The following is a 19,510-nucleotide window of genomic DNA, read 5'->3' as shown; positions in this document are numbered from 1 at the left end:
CGCGATTATCCTCGCAGCATTCCGGCCGAACGACCGGGGAAAGGGCCAGCATGGCATTGCCGAGCAAGCAGCAGATCCTCGACTGGGTGGCGGATCATCCCGACGCGGCATCCAAGCGCGACATCGCCAAGGCGTTCAACGTCAAGGGATCGGACAAGGTCGAGCTGAAACGCCTGCTCAAGGAGCTTTCCGAGGACGGGCGGCTGGAGCGGCGGCGGAAATCCTATCGCGATGCCGAACGCCTGCCGCCGGTCACCGTCGTGCAGGTGCTGGCCCCCGATGCGCAGGGGGATCTGTTCGTCCGTCCGCTGGAGTTCCGCGGCGACGGGCCGCAGCCGAAGATCCTGTATCAGCCGCGCGAGGCCGACCCGGCCCTGGGAGAGGGCGACCGCATCCTGGCCCGGCTGGTCGAGATACGCGGCGAGGATCACGACTATATCGCCAGGATGATCCGCCGGATCGGTGACAGCCGCAGCCGGATCGTGGGGATCTATCGCAAATCGACCGAAGGCGGCCGCATTTTGCCCATCGACAAGGGCGCCGACCGCGAATGGCGGGTGCGCGAGGCAGACAGCCAGGGCGCCGGGGATGGCGAGTTGGTCGAGGCCGAACCGTCCGGGCCCAAGGGGCGGCTGGGTCTGCCGCAGGCGCGCATTCTCGACCGGCTGGGCGATCCGTCCGCGCCCAAGGCCGTCAGCCTGATCGCCATTCACCAGCACGGAATCCCGGACGCGTTCCCCCAGGAGGTCGTGGCCGAGGCAGAGGCGGCCAAACCCGCCGGGATGAAAGGCCGCGACGACCTGCGCGACCTGCCGCTGCTGACCATTGATCCGGCCGATGCGCGCGACCATGACGATGCCGTCGCCGCCATGCCGGACGACGACCCGACGAATCCGGGCGGGATGGTGATCTGGGTCGCGATTGCCGACGTCGCTCACTACGTGACGCCGGGCAGCGCGCTCGACCGCGAGGCGCGGCGGCGCGGCAACTCCACCTATTTCCCCGACCGCGTGGTTCCGATGCTGCCCGATGCGCTGTCCGGCGATCTGTGCAGCCTGCATGAAGGCGTCGACCGGGCGGTGATGGCGGTCAGGATGCGGCTGGACGCGCAGGGCAACAAGATCGGGCAGAAATTCCATCGCGGCATAATGAATTCTCGCGCCAGCCTGACCTATGAACAGGCCCAGGCCGGCGCGGACGGCAATCCCGATGCGCAAACCGCGCCGCTGATGGACAGCGCGATCACCCCGCTCTGGCAGGCCTATGATCTGTTGAAATCAGCGCGCGCGCGCCGCCAGCCGCTCGATCTCGACCTGCCCGAGCGGCAGATCATGCTGAGCGACGACGGTCGGGTGAAATCCGTTCAGTTCAAGGAGCGTCTGGATGCGCACCGGCTGATCGAGGAATTCATGGTGCTGGCGAATGTCGCCGCGGCCGAGGAACTCACCCGGCTGGGCCGGCCCCTGCTGTTCCGCGTCCATGAAGAACCGAGCGGCGAGAAGATGGAGGCGCTGCGCGAGGTGGCGCAGGCCTCCGGCTTTGTGCTGGCGAAAGGGCAGGTGCTACAGACAAGCCATCTTAACCGGCTGCTGGCGCAGGCCGAGGACTCCGATTTCGCCGAGCTCATCAATATCAGCACGCTGCGCTCGATGACGCAGGCCTATTATCACCCCGAGAATTACGGCCATTTCGGCCTGGCGCTGAAATCCTATGCGCATTTCACCTCGCCCATCCGGCGCTATTCGGACCTGATCGTTCATCGTGCGCTGATCTCGGGGCATGGCTGGGGCAAGGACGGGTTGTCGGAATGGGATATCGAGAATCTGGCCGAGACCGCGACCCAGATCTCGACCACCGAGCGCCGTTCGATGGAGGCGGAACGCGACACCACCGACCGCTACCTGGCCGCCTATCTGGCCGAGCGTGTCGGCAACGAGATGACCGGGCGGATCAGCGGTGTGCAGAAATTCGGCGCCTTCGTGAAGCTGGACGAGACCGGCGCGGACGGGCTGTTGCCGATCCGCGATATCGGCAATGAATATTTCCATTTCGACCGGGACGCCCAGCTTCTCTCGGGATCGGAGACCGGGCTGGAAATCGGCATCGGCCAGCGGGTCCGGGTGCGCCTGGCCGAAGCCTCTCCCCTGACCGGCGGTCTGACGCTGGAGCTTCTGGAGCTGGAAGGGGAGACCGTCGTGCGCGGGCCGAAAGCGAAGCGCGGTCGGGCGCTGCGCCGCAGGCCCGCCCAGGTGAAGGCCAAGGCGCGTGCGGCGGCCAAGAAGGCGAGGCGGCAGCGCCGAAGCTAGCGCTCTGACCAGACCGCCATCTCCGTCCCGCCCGGCTCGCGGAACTCGAACCGTCTGCCGCCGGGGAAATCGAAGATCGTCTTCGTGATCTCTGCGCCCGCTGCTCGGATCTTTTCCAGCGCGGCTTCCAGATCATCTGTTTTCAGAATGACCAGCGGCGGGGCGAGCGGACCGGACGCGATGCCGCCGGATACACCCGCATCCGCGAGCTCCTGATACTCGGGGCCGTAGTCATTAAACGTCCACCCAAAGGCCTGCGCGAAGAAATCTTTGGTGGCCGCCAACTCGGGCGAGGAAAATTCGATGTAATCGATTTTCATGGCATGTCCCTCGATGTGTTCCCGTTTTGTTTGCCCCGATTTCGGGCTCAGCGCAAGACCGGAGGCTGCCCGGCGGGACGCTGCTGATCCTCGACACCCAACCGCAGACCCGCCCCGATCCGGTGGGCGAGCGCAGACCATGCGTCGGCTGCGGGGTCCGGCAGCGTATCCCGCAGGGTCCGGTCGAACAGCGCCAGCCACGGGGTGAAATGCTCGGGGCGGACATCGCCGGCCTCCCGGTGCACGCGCATCGGATTGCCATCATAGCTCCGCTCGAACAGGATCGCATTGCGCCAGAAACGTGCGATTTTCTCCTCATGGGCGGGCCAGTCCGAAACATGGCGGGCAAAAACCGGACCCAGAGTCGTGTCGCGCCGGATGGCGGCGTAGAAACGGGCCACGACCTGGTCGATCTGCGCGGCGGAGATCTCGAAGCGGGACGGAATGCTCATTGCCGCAGCATGAAGGCTTCACCGGAACACCACAACTGCCGAAAACGTCGCAGCCGTCATGCAAGGCAGCGTGGTCATCGTATCAGATGCGCGCCCGGCCGCGTCGTGCGCAACCCGCCGGGGAAAAATCCCCGCGCAGCGACATGCATCGTCAGATGGGGATCAGCGCTGTGAACGACCGCCAGATGAAGATCTGCGCCGGCGTCCCCCGTGCCAGATGCTTCAACCACATGGGCGGACATCGCGTTAATCGGGAATGCCGTGACGAGGCGCAGCCAGATTTCGATATGCCGCTTCACGGCCACCGCACCTGCGGTCGAAAGTCTTCTCGGACTGATGGCGGCACTCGACTGCGCAGACAAATCCAGGCCGCCTGACTGGTGGAGAAAGCGTTTTGACGCGCGGAACTCAGGCTGCTAGGGCGGCGCCACCGGTCGCAGCCCACCCGGTCAAAACAGGAGCCAGACATGAGCCATTATACCGACGGTCTGACACAACTCGGTCAGGCCGCAGCCCTGCCTGCCAGCCCCGATGAGGCTGTGCTGGAACGCGTGCCGAACCCACAGCCGGGCGAGGCCTATGTCGTTCGCTTCATCCAGCCGGAATTTACCAGCCTGTGTCCGATGACCGGCCAGCCTGATTTCGCCCATCTGGTGATCGACTATCTGCCGCAGGACTGGCTGGTGGAATCGAAATCGCTGAAGCTGTTCCTGGGCAGCTTCCGAAATCACGGCGCGTTTCACGAGGATTGCACCGTCTCCATCGGCAAGCGTCTGGCAGAGACGCTCGCTCCGCAATGGCTGCGAATCGGCGGCTATTGGTATCCGCGCGGCGGAATGCCGATAGACGTGTTCTGGCAGACCGGCGCGGTGCCCGATGGGCTGTGGCTGCCCGATCAGGGCGTGGCGCCCTATCGCGGGCGGGGCTGATTTAGCTGCGCCAGCTACGCAGCAGGCTGAGCGCCGCATCCGAGAGATCGCCCATCCGCGCCAGCAGATGCTCGCGCGCGAGCCCGGTGGAGGGCGTGGTCTCGGCCCGGTCCAGACGGTCGAGCAGCCGTCGCAGCCGCCGCCGATGCGTCCCTGTCAGCACCTGCACCGGGTCCGCGATCAGCCCGGCAAAGGTGGTGACGACCGAGGCGATCAGCGCCAGCACGATGCCGGTCGCGATCACCTCCCACGGCCGCAGCTCGACCGGGAAGGCCCAGTACCAGGCCCGGCCCAGCCGGTCGCCCAGCCAGAAATTCTGCACCGCCCAGTCATGGGCGCGCATCTCGGCCAGCGGGCCGGCGAGAGAGATCACCCCCGGCGTCGCCCGGTTGAAGATCAGCAGCCCCAGCGTCAGCACGATCAGCGACGTGGTGATTTCGGCCACCGCGTTGCGCAGATCGGCATGGGCCGCAATCTCGCGCCGGATTGTCTCAGGCGGGGCGATGGGGCCGAGCCCCTTGCGATCCAGGTCGGCGATGAACCCGGCCAGATCCGCCTCGATCCGCCGCGCCACATCCGAGGTCAGAAACACCTGTTTCGACGCCAGCCAGGCACCCGCCCGCTTCGCGCCGATCAGTGACAGCAGTCCCGCGATCAGCTTGAGGATCAGGAAAAGCGGCGAGAGCGCCACGTTCAGCGGTGCCTTGAGCAGATCCCAGCCAAGTGCGGCGCGATGCAGCGCGAAGGTGCCGCGCAGCCCGTAGCGCCGCCGCACGAAGCGCCTTATCTCCACATCGCGCGACGCAGGGACAGCGTCGCCCGCCCGGCCCGAAATGATCGGGCGGGCGGGGCGTCGCCCGGTTCCTGCGCTGTCGTCTTCCGCCATGTCCGCCGCGTGATCCTCTGCCGCTCCTTCCCAGATAGGGGTGTCCTGTGACAGCGCAAGGACAGCGCGGCCGGACAAGGTGGCGGCTTCGGCTTGCGGCGCTGCGCTGCGCTTTCTATAACCGCGCCCATGTTCAGAACGGGCCGGGTCATACGAATTATCCGCCCGGTGGCGTAGGGGTTCCGCGCCGCCGGGATTTTGCGTGCCTGATCTCACCCCGAAGGATTCCCGCCGATGAGCGATACCACCGACTACCGCGACACTGTTTTCCTGCCACAGACCGATTTCCCGATGCGCGCCGGCCTGCCCGCGCGCGAGCCCGAATGGCTCGACCGCTGGGCGCGGCTGAACATCTATGACACGCTGCGCAGCCGCGCCGAGGGCCGCACGCCGTTCATCCTGCATGACGGCCCGCCCTATGCGAACGGCAATCTGCATATCGGTCACGCGCTGAACAAAGTGCTGAAGGATTTCATCACCCGCTCCCAGCAGATGATGGGCCGCGATGCGCGCTATGTCCCCGGGTGGGATTGCCACGGCCTGCCCATCGAATGGAAGATCGAAGAGCAGTATCGCCAGAAGGGCATGGACAAGGACGCGGTCGACACGGTCGAGTTCCGCCGCGAATGCCGCAATTTCGCCGATCACTGGATCGACGTGCAGCGCGAGGAGTTCAAGCGGCTGGGTGTCACCGGCAAATGGGACGATCCCTACCTGACCATGAACTACCACGCCGAGGCGGTCATCGCCGAGGAGTTCATGAAGCTGTTGATGAACGGCTCGCTCTATCAGGGTTCGAAGCCTGTGATGTGGTCTCCGGTTGAGAAGACCGCTCTGGCCGAGGCGGAGGTGGAGTATCACGACCATACCAGCCATACGATCTGGGTGCGGTTCCCGGTGGCGACGCCGCAGGGTATTTTCGTGAAAGAGAAAGACGCGAGCGTGGTGATCTGGACCACGACGCCCTGGACGATCCCGCAGAACCGGGCCGTCGCGTTCAATCCCGAGATTGCCTATGGGCTGTATCGGGTCGGCGCGGTGGCGGAGAAGGCGAGCGCGCAGCAGGGAGAATTGCTGGTGCTGGCCGATGCCCTGGCCGAAAGCGTGATGCAGGCGGCCAAGGTCGAAAGCCATGAGCGTGTCGGTGATGTGACCGAAGCGGATCTGACCGGCCTTGTGCTGGCCCATCCGCTGCGTGGCGTCGAGGGCGCCAATGACGAGTGGGATTACGATGTCCCCATGCTGCCCGGCGACCACGTCACGGATGAGGCGGGGACGGGCTTCGTGCATACCGCGCCCAGCCACGGTGACGATGACTATCAGCTCGGCCTGAAACACGGGCTGAAGATGACCTATAATGTCGAGCCGGACGGGTCTTACCGCCCCGATCTGCCGATCTTCGGCGGCGAGGCAATCATCGAAGCCGATGGCAAGGACGGCCCGGCGAATGTCAGTGTCATCAAGAACCTCGCCTGGGCCGGCAAGCTGCTGGCCAAGGGCAAGATCAAGCACAGCTATCCGCATAGCTGGCGCTCCAAGGCGCCGCTGATCTATCGCAATACCGCGCAGTGGTTCGCCGCCATCGACAAGAAGCTGGATGACGGGATGGGCAAATATGGCGACACGATCCGCGAGCGCGCGCTGACCAGCATCGACGATCTGGTCAAATGGACCCCGCAGACCGGGCGGAACCGGATTCATTCAATGGTCGAGAACCGTCCCGACTGGGTGCTGTCGCGCCAGCGGGCCTGGGGCGTGCCGCTGACCTGTTTTGTCCGCAAGGGCGTAAAGCCGGATGCAGATGGCTTCCTGCTGCGCGATGAGCGGGTCAACGCCCGGATTGTCGAGGCGTTCGAGCAGGACGGGGCGGATGCGTGGTATGCCGAAGGGTTCAAGGAACGCGTGCTCGACGGGATCTTGAACCCGGATGAGTATGAGCAGGTGATGGATGTGCTTGATGTGTGGTTCGATTCAGGCTCGACCCATGCCTTCGTGATCCGCGACCGGGCGGATGGTGCGGCGGACGGGATTGCGAATCTCTATCTGGAAGGCACCGATCAGCATCGCGGCTGGTTCCAGTCCTCGCTGTTGCAGGCAAGCGCGACCAAGGGGCGCGCGCCCTATCGCGGCGTGCTGACCCATGGCTTCACGCTGGACGAGAAGGGCATGAAGATGTCCAAATCGCTCGGCAATACCATCCTGCCGGCCGAGGTGATCAAGCAATACGGCGCAGATATCCTGCGGCTCTGGGTGGCGCAGGTGGATTACACCGCCGACAGCCGCATCGGGCCGGAGATCCTGAAAGGCACCGCCGACAGCTATCGCCGTTTGCGCAACACGCTGCGCTTCATGCTGGGCGCGCTCGACGGGTTCAGCGAGGCGGAGCGGGTCGATCCCGCCGAGATGCCCGAGCTGGAGCAATGGGTGCTGCACCGTCTGGCGCAGCTCGACCATGTCGTGCGGCGCGGCTATGACAGCTATGATTTCCAGGGCGTCTTCCAGGCGCTGTTCCAGTTCGCCACGGTCGATCTGTCGTCGTTCTATTTCGATGTCAGGAAGGATGCGCTGTATTGCGATGCACCGGACAGCCCGCGCCGCCGCGCCGCGCGGACCGTTCTGGACCTGCTGTATCACCGGCTGGTCACATGGCTGGCCCCGATCCTGCCCTTCACCATGGAGGATGTCTGGCTGTCACGCTTCCCGTCAGAGGATGACAGCGTCCATCTGCATGATTTCCCGGCGACCCCGGCGGATTGGCTGAATGAGCCGCTGGCGGCGAAATGGGCCGGGATCCGCAAGGTGCGCCGCGTCGTCACGGCAGCACTTGAGGTGAAGCGGACGGCGAAAGACATCGGCGCCAGCCTCGAAGCCGCGCCGGTCGTGCATGTCCGCGATGCGGAGGTGCTGGCCGCCCTGAAATCGGTCAGCTTCGAGGATATCTGCATCACCTCCGGCATCTGGCTGACCGCCGACCCGATCCCGGCCGAGGCCTTCCGCATGCCCGATGCCGAAGGGGTGGGCGTGGTGTTTGAGTTCGCCGAGGGCGAGAAATGCCAGCGCTGCTGGAAGATCCTGCCCGATGTCGGCACGCACGGTCATCCGGGCGTCTGCGCGCGCTGCGATGCGGTGCTGTCGGCGTGATCTGCCCCGCCTGATCCCGGATGAAGCCGGGGTCAGGTCAACCACCAGCCGCCCTGCTTGATGGCCTGCCGCACGGGTTGCTCATGGAAAGGCAAATGCGCCCGGTCAATGGCCGGGCGCAGCTCGCGCCGCCCGATCCCGTCATAGATCAGCTTCTGCGCCGGCTCCCATTTGCGCAGGATCGGGCGCAGATCCTCTGCGGCCGCCGCCTGTTCCAGCACCTCGACCACCCGGTCGCTCTCACGGCCGTAAAGCAGCGGCAGATTGCGCCAGTGGCAGGTCACCTCGCCATCCAGCCCGTCGAGATCCGGCCCCGGCCGCCCTCCCGCAAAGCTGTGAATGACCAGCGGCAGGGTGATCTGGTCCAGCCACGGGTCCAGCGACTGAACCGCCAGCGCATCACCGGGCGTCTTCTTGATCTCTCGCGCCCAGTCGAGGAAGCGACGGCGGAACTCACCCGGCTCCGCGCCGAAGAACCAGCCCGCGTTGAAATAGAGAAACCGCTCCCAATGCTCGTCGGGCTGGGACAGATCCAGAGAGGATTCGAAATCGAGCCCGAACCGGTCATAGAGCGAGCGCCATATCTGGGCATATCCCGGCCCGTAAAGCGGCGGTTTGGGCCAAGTCCCCTCGCGCCGCATCGAGGCGGAGGGCCGGGCGAAGTCGAATTCGACCTGTCCCAGATCGCCGGTAACGAGCGTATCGGTGTCGAGGAACAGGAAGGGTTTGTTCTTGGGCAGCGCCGACAGCGCCTCGATCTTGTTGCCATAGGGGTAGGCGGCGCCGAAATGCCGCGCGACGAAGGGGCGGATCACGGCACCGCGCGCCTCCAGCGCGGCGCGGGCCGGGCGGGAGAGCTGCGTGTCATGCCCGGCCCACGCGGCCTGCGGCTGCGGTTCGGCCACGATCAGCCGGCCGTGCAATCCCGGCGCGTTCAGCCGCAGCGATTCCGCCAGCAGCAGGGCCTCGTATTCCAGCCGTCCGGATTGCGCGACGACCAGGATGTTGAAATCGCTGCGGGGCGGCGTCACTGATCCGCCATTCGGATTGGCGGCGGATGGCGTGGCGCTCGCTCGCGGGGTCTCGGGCGCGGCGCCATTGCGCGCCGCCTTTTCCGCGGCGCGCGCCTCGCGCCGGGCGCGATTGGCGGCATTCTTCGCCCGCCGCGCAGATTTCTCTGCCTCGGACAGGGTCGGTTTGCTGTCACCCGTCTTCGCCATGCCCGTCGCCACACCCCTCGGATCGCCAGAACCTTAGCTTGTATGGCATGAATGAAAAACAGCCAATACGGCAGTGTCTTGCCGGTTTCCACCCCAACGGCATTGTGACCCGGACCACGCCCGACGGTGATTGTTCGCGCGGTTTCAGTCACCTAGGCTCGGCGCGATATCACCGGATTTTGGCAGCATTGGAACATCCTTATGGACAGAAGACATCTCCTGTCGGCGCTGGCGCTGAGCTTTCTGGGGGCCTGCGGCGCGGGCATGGACGGGATCGCGTCGCGCGACGCGGTGGAAGAGCAGCCGGATGCGATCCCGGAATATGTGCTGGCCCTCGCCGCGCCCGGCCAGAACCTCCAGACCGCCCGTCTGAACCCGGAGGATCAGTGCTACTGGTATATCCATAACGGCCCGGTCGAGACGACCGAGATCCCGCTGCGCTCCGGCCGGGGCCGTCATATCTGCCTGGTGCAGGAGGCCGCCGCGGCAAATTGACGCGGCATGGCGTGCGGGGCGGGGCGGCAGGCCAATGCCTGCCGCCCGGCAATCAACTTATCGCGCCGAGCGCGTTCTCGGCCGGGTAGAGCCGGGCCATCACGTCCAGCTCGACCTGCTCGTATAGCCCGTTGATATGGGCCATCACCATCCGCACGCAACCGGAGCTGGCGCGCGATCCGATGGATTTCGGAAAGGGCGTGCCGTGGATGCGCAGATAGGTGTCCCGGCCGCCCTCATACAGATAGAGCGCGCGTGACCCGAGCGCGTTTTCCGGCCCCGGCTCCATGCCGTCGGCGAATTGCGCGTACACCTCCGGTTCGCGATCGATCATGTTCTGCGTCGGGGTCCAGTGCGGCCAGCGGACCTTGCGGCTGATCGTGTAGGTGCCCGGCTCATACAGATCACCGCGCCCGATCGCGACACCGTAGCGCATCGCGGTCCCGCCCGGCTCGATATGGTAGAGATAGCGGGCCACGGCATCCACATGGATGTCTCCCGGCTTGAGCCCGTCATTCGCCATCACCCGCTGCGGCAGGAACCGGCGGTGCAGCCCCCAGGGATTGGAGGTGGCAGGGTCGTAATAGGGCGGCGTAACCTGCGCGTCCCAGGCCTGCTTCTGGCTTTCATCCGGCCAGACGGAGGCGCCCACCGGCGCCGCGATGGGAGCCGAAAACAGCGCCGCGGTGGTCATCACGAAATGTCGTCTTGTCAGCATGTGCCCTCTGTCCTTTTTCTGCGTCGGACCCGGCATTCTGCCTGCGCGCCCCGGATGGGAAGGCGGTCCAGCCAATTGCGCGCGATCCTGCCAGAGAAGCCCCTCTTTCAACAATGGACTATTCCGTGATCGCGCCGTGAACGGAACCGTGCGGCCCCTAACCGCCGCCCGACACGGTTCAGTCAGATGGCGACTGCTCGCCCAGGGCGATGAGTGCAATCTCCCCGTCCCAGACCGCCGACAGACGTTCCGCCGCCGTCCAGGCCCGCTGCCCGGAGCGGCAGCAGAACACCGCGCGCTGTCCCGCCGCCGGGCGCGGTCCGTCCGGCCCGAACCGATCGACCGTCAGGCGCCGCGCGTCGGGATGCGCAATCGGACCCTCCGACGGCGCACGAAGATCCACGACGAAATCGCGCGGCGCTATGGCAGAGGCGTCGATGAAGCGCGGGCGCCACGCAGGCTCCGCCGCGCCGATGAAGCTGAACCCGCCCGCCCGCTGCGCCAGACCGTCATAGGTCAGCATCCGGCCGAGCGGCGACGGCGTCAGACCGGCCAGGACCGCCAGTGCCATTTGAGCCTGAAACCCGCCGATCACCCCCACGACGGGGCCAAGCACACCATCCTCGGCGCAGGATCCGAGACGCTGCGGCAAGTCTGGAAACACCGCCCGCAGCGAGGGCGCGCCGCCGCAGAACCCGCCGGCGCTGCCATCGGTGCCGACAACCGAGGCGCTGATGAACGGCAGCCCCGCCTCCAGACAGTGGTCCGACAGCATATAGCTGACCGCGAAACTGTCCGCGCAATCCAGCACCAGCGTGACGCCCCGTGTCAGCGCGGCGATGCTGCCCGGCGACAGCGACATGATCAGCGGCTCGATCCGGCAATCCTCGTTCAGCCCCTCCAGGGCGCGCGCGGCCGCGACGGCCTTGGGCTGGCCCAGATCGCTGCGCCGGAACAGCGTCTGGCGATGCAGATTGCTCAACTCCACCCGGTCTGGATCGACAAGGCGGAGATGCCCGACACCGGCTGCGGCGAGATATTGCAGCACCGGAGCCGCCAGACCGCCCGCGCCGACGATCAGAACCGATCCTGCGCGCAGCCGGTCCTGCTTCGCCTGATCCATGCCAGGCACGGCAAGCTGGCGGGCATAGCGGCTCATCGCGTCGCCTCCATCCATTCGCGGATTCGGTCCTCGGGACGCGGGTTCAGCGTGATGTCGGTGACGACAGAGACGATATCGGCCCCGGCCGCGAAGGCTTCGGCGGCGCGCGGCACGCTCAGCCCGCCGATGGCGACCAGCGGCACATCCCCGATCAGCCGCTTCCATTCGGCCAGCTTCTCGACACCCTGCCGGTGCCATTTCATCTTCTTCAGGATGGTCGGCCAGACCGGACCCAGTGCGATGTAGTCCGGTTCGCAGGACAGGGCGCGGTCCAGTTCGTCCCGATCATGGGTCGAAATCCCCAGCCGGATCCCGGCGCGGCGGATGGCCAGCAGGTCGGCCGTGTCCAGGTCCTCCTGCCCCAGATGCACCCAGTCGCAGCCCAGATCCAGCGCCAGCCGCCAGTGATCGTTCACCACCAGCACCGCCGAGGCCGCCTGCGCCAGATCCCGGCCCCGCGCGATCAGGCCGCGCAACTCGTCCTCATCGCGGTCCTTGATGCGCAGTTGCACCAGCCTCACGCCAAGCGGCAGGGCGCGGTCCAGCCAGTCCGGATGATCGAAGATCGGATAGAAGCGGTCCAGCCTCATGCCAGCATCGCCAGACCGATCTGCGGCGTCGATGGCGCGGCCATGTCGCGCGGCTCCATCGGGTCGGCGGCACGCGCCATCCGCCCGGCCTCGACGGCGCGGGCAAAGGCTTCGGCCATGGCAGGCGGATCGCCGGCCCTGGCCACCGCCGTGTTCAGCAGCACGGCGTCAAATCCCATCTCAATCGCCTGCGCCGCCTGGCTGGGCAGGCCGAGCCCGGCGTCAATCACCATCGGCACATCGGGAAACTGCGCCCGCAATGTCCGCAGCCCGTAGATATTGTTCAACCCGCGCCCGGTTCCGATCGGCGCGCCCCAGGGCATCAGCACCTCGCAGCCCGCCTCCAGCAGCCGCGCCGCCAGGATTCCGTCCTCGGTGGTATAGGGGAACACCCTGAACCCGTCCGCCGACAGGATCGCCGCCGCCTCGACCAGCCCGAACGGATCGGGTTGCAGCGTGTCGGCATGGCCGATCACCTCCAGCTTGATCCAGTCCGTATCGAACATCTCGCGCGCCATCTGCGCCGTGGTCACCGCCTCGGCCGCGCTATAGCAGCCGGCGGTGTTCGGCAGCACCCTGACACCCAGCCTGCGGATGATGTCCCAGAAGCCCGAGCCGTCGCCACCCGCCGCCTCGCGCCGCAGCGAGACGGTGGCGATGCCCGCGCCCGACCGGCGAAACGCCTCCGCCAGATCGGCGGGGGAGGGGTATTGCGCCGTGCCCAGCATCAGCGCAGAGGCGATCTCCGTGCCATAGAAAACCGGCATTCAGCCCCCCTGTCTCGGTGCGAGGATCTCGACCCGGTCGCCGGGTTCGAGCGCGTGCGCCTGGCGCGCGGCGGCAGGCACGAAGGCCTCGTTGACGGCGGTCGCCACCCGCGCGTCGCCATAGCCCAGTTCGCGCAGAGCCTCGTCCAGTGTCTGCGCCGCCAAATCCTCGCTGGTTCCGTTCACGGTGATCTTCATGCGATCAGCTCCGGTTCTGTGCCGTTCAGGATCAGATCGGCCGTCATGCGCGCCAAGGCGGGCGCCATCAGAAAGCCATGCCTGAACAGGCCGTTGACATGGATCCGGTCGTCCTGCCGGACGATCCGGGGCAAGTGATCCGCAAAGGCGGGCCGGGCATCGGCGCCCAATTCCAGCACCTCCGCCTCGGCAAAGCCCGGATGGAGCGCGTAGGCTGCGCTCAGCAGCTCGACCACGGATCGCAGGCTGGCCGGGCCGCGCCCGTCGCTTTCGATCTGCGTGGCACCCAGCATGTAATGCCCGTCCCCGCGCGGCACGATATACAACGGGTGGCGCGGATGCAGCAGCCGGACCGGCCGGTGCAGCGTCACGCCGGGCGCGCGCAGCAGCGCCATCTCGCCGCGCACCCCGCGCAGCCCCGGAAGCCGGTCCCGCGCCGCCAGGCCACGGCAGTCGATCAGTATGCCTTCGGGCGCGGGCGGGGCACAGGTCTCGATCTCGACACCGCGTCGGGCGAGAGCCGCTTGAAGAACCTTCAGCGCGTCGCGGACGGAAAGATGCGCCTCGCCCGGAACATGCAGGGCGCGGCGGAACCGTCCGCCCAGATCCGGCTCCAGACCCGCAATCTGGTCGGCATCTAGCGTCTCATGGCCGGTGATGCGGCGCGCGAACAGGTCCAGCTCCCGCCGATCCCGGTCGAGCGCCACGACCAGCGTGCCCTGCGCGACGACCTCGGCCCCTGCATCGCGCCACCAGACCGCCGCCGCCTGACCGAGACGCGTGACCGGCTCCGGTGCGGTCTCGCCCTCGCAATACGGCGCCAGCATCCCCCCGGCCCACCACGAGCAGCCATGCGGCCCCGGCGCACCGGCTTGGTCGATGATGCGGATCTCTGCGCCCCGCGAAGCCAACTCATGCGCAACGCAGAGCCCCGCCACCCCTGCGCCGAGGATGGTCGCAACCGGGCTCACCGAACCAACTCCGGTGCGGTGCGGCAGGATCTCCGATTGGCGGTGGCGCGGCGTCCCATGCGGTCTCCAAGGCGGGGCGACACGGGCGGGAAGTCAGGCGGCAATCGCAAAGGATTGCATGAACTCCGTTCCCTCCGCCGGTATTGCCCGGATCAGGTTCCATGGGTTGGCATTGCGCCTCTCAGCCCCGTGCGGGGCACCCCAACGGTGAAAGGTAAATCTAGGGCGCTTCGCGGGCAGACGCAACAGGCGGCGGTGGCGCGGACGGATGAGGCGCGGAAACCAGGGCACTCGGCAAGGCTGCCCCCCGGCGCGGCGTCATGGATGCGCGTTCAGGCCCGCTCCTGCGCCTTCGCGGCATTCCACAGCGCGTCCATTTCTGCCAGATCCGCATCTTCCGGCCTGCGGCCCTGGGCCTGCAACGCGGCCTCGATGGCGGCGAAGCGGCGGGTGAATTTTTCATTGGCGGCGCGCAGCGCGCCCTCGGGATCGATGTCCAGATGCCGGGCCAGATTGGCCATGACGAACATCAGATCCCCGAATTCCTCGGTCAGATGCGCGTGATCGCCGGCATCGCGGGCCTCGACCAGCTCGGCGGTTTCCTCGGCGATCTTGTCCAGCACATCCGCCGCCCCCGGCCAGTCGAACCCGACCCGCGCCGCGCGGTTCTGCAGCTTGAGCGCGCGGGTCAGCGCCGGCAGGCCAAGCGCCACCCCGTCCAGCACCCCCTTCTCGGCCTTGGCCGCGCGCTCCGCCGCCTTGATCGCCTCCCAGTCCTTCACCTGCTGGGCTGCGGATTTGTCGCGCGATTCGTCGCCGAACACATGCGGATGGCGGTCGATCAGCTTGTCCGAGATCTTTGCCGCTACGTCGGCAAAACCGAACATGCCCTTCTCGGCCGCCATCTGGGCGTGAAACACCACCTGCAACAGCAGATCGCCGAGCTCGCCCGGAAACTCGTCCCAAGCCTCGCGCGCAATCGCGTCCGCGACCTCGTAAGCCTCCTCAATCGTATAGGGCGCGATCGAGGCGAAATCCTGTTCGATGTCCCAGGGGCAGCCTGTTTCAGGGTCGCGCAGCGCGGCCATGATCTCGATCAGCCGGGTGATCTCGGCCCGGTTGCGCTCGGCGTCGGCGCGGGGATCGGCGTTCGGGGCAAGATCGGTCATCGTCGGGCATCTCCTGAGGCGCTTCAGCCGTGCCACAGCGAAAGGGCCATGTCCATCGCCGCGTGGCCGGCATCGCCCGCGCGTGCCAATGCGCCGCGCCCTGTCCGCCTTTCCTTGCCATCCGGCCGCGCGAAGATTAGGTTGCGCCGCAATTCCGGGGCCCTGGCGTCCGGACCAAGCCTGACCTTTCCGAGAGGACCGAAGATGTTCGTGACCCCCGCATATGCACAGGCCGCCGGCGGCGGCGCCGGTGCCATCGCGCAGTTCATACCGCTGATCCTGATCTTCGTGATCATGTATTTCCTGATCCTGCGCCCCCAGCAGAAGCGGGTCAAAGAGCATCGCAACATGGTCGAGGCGCTGAAGCGCGGCGATCAGGTGATCACTCAGGGCGGGCTGATCGGCAAGGTGACCGACGTGAAGGATGACGAGCTGACCGTCGAGATCGCTCAGGGCGTCAAGGTCCGCGTCGTGCGCGCCACCATCGCTCAGGTCGTCAACAAGACCGCGCCCGTCGCCGCGAACAGCTAAGGCCCGCCCGCCATGTTGGACATCCCGCTGTGGAAACGCGTCCTGATTCTGGGCGTGGTGGCAATCGGCCTGATCTGGGCCATGCCGAACCTGTTCTATTCGCGGGTCGAGGCGCATAACGATGCCCTCGCCGCCTCCGAGCAGGCCGGTTTCGTCACCGATGAGCAGCAGGCCGCGATTGACGGCTGGCCAAGCTGGCTGCCCAGCGGGCTGGTCAATCTGGGGCTCGACCTGCGCGGCGGTGCGCATCTTCTGGCCGAGGTCCGGGTGGAGGATGTCTATAAATCCCGCATGGATTCGCTCTGGCCGGAGCTGCGCCGCAGCCTGGCCGAAGAACGCGACGTGATCGGCGCCGTGCGCCGGGTCGAGGGGCCGGCGGACGAGTTGCATGTCCAGATCGAGAATGGCGACCAGATGGCCCGCGCGGTGGAGATCGCCCGTGGGCTGGCATCGCCGGTCGTGTCGCTGACCGGAACGGGGCAGAACGATCTGGAGTTTTCCGCCAGCGGCAACACGCTGACCGTGCGGCTGTCCGATGCCGAAAAGACCGCCACCGACGATCGCACCATCCAGCAATCGCTGGAAATCGTGCGCCGCCGCGTGGATGAGGTCGGCACGCGGGAGCCGACGATCCAGCGCCAGGGTGCGGACCGCATCCTGATCCAGGTGCCGGGCATCGGCTCGGCCGCCGAGCTGAAAGAGCTGATCGGCACCACCGCGAAGCTGACATTCAACCCGGTGATCGGGCGCGGCACCGACGCCGAGGCGCGGGCCGGGATCGGCAATGTCGTGCTGCCCTCGCAGGACGAGAACGGCGTCTTCTATACCGTCGAGGAGGCCCCCGTCGTCACCGGCGAGGAGCTGACCGATGCCTCGCCCAGCTTCGACCAGAACGGCCAGCCGGCCGTCGATTTCCGCTTCAACCCGTCGGGCGCGCGCAAGTTCGGCGCCTATACGGCCGCCAATATCGGCCAGCCCTTCGCCATCGTGCTCGATAACGAGGTGATCTCGGCCCCGGTGATTCGCGACGCGATCACCACCGGCTCCGGCCAGATCTCGGGCGCGATGGATGTCGAGGGCTCGACCCGGCTGGCGGTGCTGCTGCGCGCCGGTGCCCTGCCGGCGGAGCTGACCTTTCTCGAGGAGCGCACCATCGGCCCGGAACTTGGCCAGGACAGCATCGACGCGGGCAAGATCGCATCCATCGTGGCGATCATCGGCGTGGTCGCCTATGTCGTCGCCAGCTACGGCATTTTCGGGGTGTTCGCCTCCGTCGCGGTCATCACCAACGTGATCCTGGTGCTGGCCTTCATGTCGGCCATCGGCGCGACGCTGACCCTGCCCGGCATTGCCGGGATCGTGCTGACCGTGGGCACGGCGGTCGATGCCAATGTCATCATCTACGAACGCATCCGCGAGGAGCTGCGCCGCGGCAAGCGCGTCGCCAGCTCCATCGACACCGGCTTCCGCGAGGCGATGTCGGCGATCATCGACGCCAATGTCACCACCTTCATCGCCGGGCTGGTGATGTTCTTCCTGGGCTCCGGCCCGGTCAAGGGCTTCGCGGTGACGCTGACCATCGGGCTTGCGACCTCGGTGTTCACGGCGATCTACTTTACCCGGATGATGATCGTCATCTGGCTCGACCGGCGCCGGCCGAAAGAACTGGTTCTGTAAGGGGAAATGACATGGCATTCCGTCTGAAACTCGTCCCCGACCAGACCAGCTTCAATTTCTTCCGCTGGCAGAAATACACCTTCGGCCTGTCGGCAGTGCTGATGGCGCTGTCGGTGATCCTGCTGCTGACCATGGGCCTGAATTTCGGCATCGACTTCCGCGGCGGCACCACCATCCGCACCGAAAGCACGACCGCGTTCGAGATCGGTGACTACCGCGACGCGCTGACGGCGATTCCCGATCTTGGCGACATCTCGATCACCGAGGTGTTCGATCCGACCTTCGGTGAGGATAGGCATGTGGCCCAGGTCCGCATCGGCGCGACCGAAGGCATGGAGGCGATGACGCCCGAACAGATCGGGCAGGTCGAGACGGCGCTGAAAGAGGTCGATCCGAACGTCACCTTTGCCGCCGTCGAATCGGTCGGACCGAAAGTGTCGGGCGAGCTCATCAAGACCGCGATCTACGCCGTTCTGGCGGCGTCCTTGGGGATCCTCCTCTATATCTGGATGCGGTTCGAATGGCAGTTCGCCGTCGGCGGCGTGGTGGCGATCGTCCATGACGTGCTGCTGACCATGGGCATCTTCTCGGCGCTGCAACTGCGATTCGATCTGTCCACCATCGCGGCGCTGCTGACGATTCTGGGCTATTCGATCAACGACACGGTGGTGGTGTTCGACCGGCTGCGCGAGAACCTGATCCGCTTCAAGAACATGCCCCTGGTCGAGGTGATGAACCTCTCGGTGAACGAGACCCTGTCGCGCACGGTGATGACCGCGGTGACAACGGCCATCGCGCTGTTTGCGCTGTTCGCGCTTGGCGGCGACGTGATCCGGGGCTTCGTCTTCGCGATGCTGTGGGGGGTGTTCGTCGGGACCTATTCCTCGATCTACGTGGCCAAGAACATCGTGCTGTGGCTGGGCGTGAAGCGCGACTGGTCCAAGCCCGACCCCGACAAGCTGCCCGAACAATTCACCGAATCGCCCTGATGCAGCTCACCGACGCCCGATATCCCGGCGGTGCCCTGCCCGTGGACGGGTATGGTCCGGGCTATTTCCGCGTCGGCGGCAAGATCCATGACGGCCCGGTGCTGGTCGCGCCGGGGCAGGGGGCAATCGATTGGGCCGGGCTGGACGACCAGGCTCCGCTTCTGGCGCTGGAAGGCGCGGTGGATGTGCTTTTCCTGGGCATGGGTGCGGACATCGACCGGCCGCCCCACGATCTGGTCGCCGCACTCGATCAGCGCGGCATCATGGTCGAGGCGATGTCGTCGCCCTCTGCCGCGCGCAGCTACAACGTGCTTCTGTCCGAGGGCCGCCGCGTCGCCTGCGCGCTCCTCACGGTATGAGCATGCTTGCCGTCCGCGACCTGGCCGTTGCGCGCGGCGGGATGCGGGTGGCGGAGGGGATCAGCTTCACGCTCGACCCCGGCAAGGCGCTGATCCTGCGCGGCCCGAACGGCATCGGCAAGACCACGCTGCTGCGCACGATTGCCGGGCTTCAGCCTCCGGCCGCCGGACAGATCGAGACGACGCCGGACAGCCTGGCCTATGCCGCCCATGCCGACGGGCTGAAATCCGCGCTGAGCGTGGCGGAGAATCTGCGATTCTGGGCATCCATCTTCGGCGCGCAAGGCATTGACGCGGCGCTGTCGGCGCTGGATCTGACCGGGCTCGCCGACCGGCCCGCCGGCACGCTCTCCGCCGGTCAGAAGCGACGGTTGGGGCTGGCCCGGCTGCTGGTGACGGGCCGGCTGGTCTGGCTGCTGGACGAACCGACCGTGTCGCTGGACGCCGATGCCGTGGCGTTGTTCGGGCAGGTGATCCGCGCCCATCTTCGGACGGGCGGTGCCGCGCTGATCGCCTCGCATATCGATCTGGGTCTGCCAGAGGCGGAGATGCTGGACCTGACGCCCCACCGCGCCGCACCGCGCGGCGCAAACGCCGTCCCGGCCGGTTTCAACGAGGCCTTCGGCTGAT

The 19,510-nt window shown here is 66.7% G+C and carries 21 protein-coding genes and 1 riboswitch; of the genes, 9 read left to right on the top strand and 12 right to left on the bottom strand.

What is annotated here, in order from left to right:
* Positions 1 to 50 precede the first annotated feature (50 nt).
* Positions 51 to 2,306 carry a ribonuclease R gene (gene rnr, locus BLT73_RS10580; protein WP_090523707.1) on the top strand — a complete coding sequence of 752 codons (2,256 nt, stop codon included), beginning with the start codon at positions 51 to 53 and terminating at the stop codon, positions 2,304 to 2,306.
* Here rnr and BLT73_RS10575 read toward each other — a convergent pair.
* The 3 genes from BLT73_RS10575 to BLT73_RS17035 form a co-directional block, all read right to left on the bottom strand.
* Positions 2,303 to 2,626 carry a VOC family protein gene (locus BLT73_RS10575; protein ID WP_090523705.1) on the bottom strand — a complete coding sequence of 108 codons (324 nt, stop codon included), beginning with the start codon at positions 2,624 to 2,626 and terminating at the stop codon, positions 2,303 to 2,305. The two genes, rnr and BLT73_RS10575, sit on opposite strands and share 4 nt — an antisense overlap.
* 47 nt (positions 2,627 to 2,673) lie before the next feature.
* Entirely contained in the window at positions 2,674 to 3,078 is a 405-nt protein-coding gene (locus BLT73_RS10570) for a group III truncated hemoglobin (RefSeq protein ID WP_090523704.1), read from the bottom strand.
* A 74-nt stretch (positions 3,079 to 3,152) separates the two neighbouring features.
* Positions 3,153 to 3,377 (bottom strand): hypothetical protein, encoded by a 225-nt coding sequence (locus tag BLT73_RS17035; RefSeq protein WP_143025663.1) that lies wholly within the window; start codon positions 3,375 to 3,377, stop codon positions 3,153 to 3,155.
* Positions 3,378 to 3,545: 168 nt separating this feature from the next.
* Between BLT73_RS17035 and queF the strand changes: the two genes are divergently transcribed.
* Positions 3,546 to 4,007: a preQ(1) synthase gene (queF, locus tag BLT73_RS10565; protein WP_090523702.1), complete on the top strand. Its 462-nt coding sequence runs from the start codon at positions 3,546 to 3,548 to the stop codon at positions 4,005 to 4,007.
* 1 nt (position 4,008) lies between these two features.
* Here queF and BLT73_RS10560 read toward each other — a convergent pair whose 3' ends face one another.
* Positions 4,009 to 4,893, bottom strand: a complete 885-nt coding sequence (locus BLT73_RS10560) for a DUF6635 family protein (RefSeq protein WP_245727250.1) — start codon at positions 4,891 to 4,893, stop codon at positions 4,009 to 4,011.
* Between the two features lie 234 nt (positions 4,894 to 5,127).
* Between BLT73_RS10560 and ileS the strand changes: the two genes are divergently transcribed.
* Positions 5,128 to 8,034, top strand: a complete 2,907-nt coding sequence (gene ileS / locus BLT73_RS10555) for an isoleucine--tRNA ligase (RefSeq protein ID WP_090523701.1) — start codon at positions 5,128 to 5,130, stop codon at positions 8,032 to 8,034.
* Between the two features lie 32 nt (positions 8,035 to 8,066).
* Here the strand turns inward: ileS and BLT73_RS10550 are convergent, their stop codons facing one another.
* Positions 8,067 to 9,254, bottom strand: coding sequence for a hypothetical protein (locus BLT73_RS10550; RefSeq protein WP_245727248.1), 1,188 nt, complete (start codon positions 9,252 to 9,254; stop codon positions 8,067 to 8,069).
* 201 nt (positions 9,255 to 9,455) lie between these two features.
* Between BLT73_RS10550 and BLT73_RS10545 the strand changes: the two genes are divergently transcribed.
* Positions 9,456 to 9,749, top strand: a complete 294-nt coding sequence (locus tag BLT73_RS10545; RefSeq protein WP_090523699.1) for a hypothetical protein — start codon at positions 9,456 to 9,458, stop codon at positions 9,747 to 9,749.
* A gap of 52 nt (positions 9,750 to 9,801) precedes the next feature.
* Here BLT73_RS10545 and BLT73_RS10540 read toward each other — a convergent pair whose 3' ends face one another.
* From BLT73_RS10540 to mazG, 7 genes are all read right to left on the bottom strand, one after another.
* On the bottom strand, positions 9,802 to 10,467 hold the full coding sequence (locus BLT73_RS10540; protein ID WP_090523698.1) for a L,D-transpeptidase: 666 nt from the start codon (positions 10,465 to 10,467) through the stop codon (positions 9,802 to 9,804).
* Positions 10,468 to 10,645: 178 nt separating this feature from the next.
* Complete coding sequence (locus BLT73_RS10535) at positions 10,646 to 11,626, bottom strand: HesA/MoeB/ThiF family protein (protein ID WP_090523955.1); 981 nt, start codon at positions 11,624 to 11,626, stop codon at positions 10,646 to 10,648.
* Entirely contained in the window at positions 11,623 to 12,219 is a 597-nt protein-coding gene (locus tag BLT73_RS10530) for a thiamine phosphate synthase (RefSeq protein ID WP_090523696.1), read from the bottom strand. Before BLT73_RS10530 ends, BLT73_RS10535 begins: the two co-directional genes overlap by 4 nt.
* Positions 12,216 to 12,986, bottom strand: a complete 771-nt coding sequence (locus BLT73_RS10525; protein WP_090523695.1) for a thiazole synthase — start codon at positions 12,984 to 12,986, stop codon at positions 12,216 to 12,218. Before BLT73_RS10525 ends, BLT73_RS10530 begins: the two co-directional genes overlap by 4 nt.
* Entirely contained in the window at positions 12,987 to 13,184 is a 198-nt protein-coding gene (gene thiS, locus BLT73_RS10520; protein WP_090523693.1) for a sulfur carrier protein ThiS, read from the bottom strand.
* Complete coding sequence (locus tag BLT73_RS10515) at positions 13,181 to 14,155, bottom strand: FAD-dependent oxidoreductase (protein WP_090523692.1); 975 nt, start codon at positions 14,153 to 14,155, stop codon at positions 13,181 to 13,183. Before BLT73_RS10515 ends, thiS begins: the two co-directional genes overlap by 4 nt.
* 112 nt (positions 14,156 to 14,267) lie before the next feature.
* A riboswitch (TPP riboswitch) is annotated at positions 14,268 to 14,369 on the bottom strand.
* Positions 14,370 to 14,487: 118 nt separating this feature from the next.
* Positions 14,488 to 15,324, bottom strand: a complete 837-nt coding sequence (gene mazG / locus BLT73_RS10510; RefSeq protein ID WP_090523690.1) for a nucleoside triphosphate pyrophosphohydrolase — start codon at positions 15,322 to 15,324, stop codon at positions 14,488 to 14,490.
* Positions 15,325 to 15,528: 204 nt separating this feature from the next.
* Here mazG and yajC point away from each other — a divergent pair, with 204 nt between their 5' ends.
* Genes yajC through ccmA form a run of 5 tightly spaced genes read left to right on the top strand, consistent with a single transcriptional unit; the run spans position 15,529 to position 19,509 of the window.
* The gene (gene yajC, locus BLT73_RS10505; RefSeq protein WP_090523689.1) at positions 15,529 to 15,855 is read left to right on the top strand and encodes a preprotein translocase subunit YajC; all 327 of its coding nucleotides are present in this window, start codon (positions 15,529 to 15,531) and stop codon (positions 15,853 to 15,855) included.
* 12 nt (positions 15,856 to 15,867) lie between these two features.
* Positions 15,868 to 17,532: a protein translocase subunit SecD gene (secD, locus tag BLT73_RS10500; protein ID WP_090523687.1), complete on the top strand. Its 1,665-nt coding sequence runs from the start codon at positions 15,868 to 15,870 to the stop codon at positions 17,530 to 17,532.
* An 11-nt stretch (positions 17,533 to 17,543) separates the two neighbouring features.
* A complete protein-coding gene (gene secF, locus BLT73_RS10495) occupies positions 17,544 to 18,521 on the top strand; it encodes a protein translocase subunit SecF (RefSeq protein ID WP_090523686.1) in 978 nt (325 codons plus the stop codon).
* Positions 18,521 to 18,880 (top strand): Mth938-like domain-containing protein, encoded by a 360-nt coding sequence (locus BLT73_RS10490; RefSeq protein WP_090523684.1) that lies wholly within the window; start codon positions 18,521 to 18,523, stop codon positions 18,878 to 18,880. The genes secF and BLT73_RS10490 overlap by 1 nt, the downstream gene beginning before the upstream one ends.
* Positions 18,877 to 19,509, top strand: a complete 633-nt coding sequence (ccmA, locus tag BLT73_RS10485) for a heme ABC exporter ATP-binding protein CcmA (RefSeq protein WP_090523682.1) — start codon at positions 18,877 to 18,879, stop codon at positions 19,507 to 19,509. The genes BLT73_RS10490 and ccmA overlap by 4 nt, the downstream gene beginning before the upstream one ends.
* Position 19,510: the final 1 nt, after the last annotated feature.

Origin of the sequence: Paracoccus isoporae (assembly GCF_900101865.1) — a bacterium.
Classification (GTDB): Bacteria; Pseudomonadota; Alphaproteobacteria; order Rhodobacterales; family Rhodobacteraceae; genus Paracoccus; species Paracoccus isoporae.
Note: the sequence above shows the minus strand (reverse complement) of the source record. Positions and strands in the feature narration are given on the sequence as shown.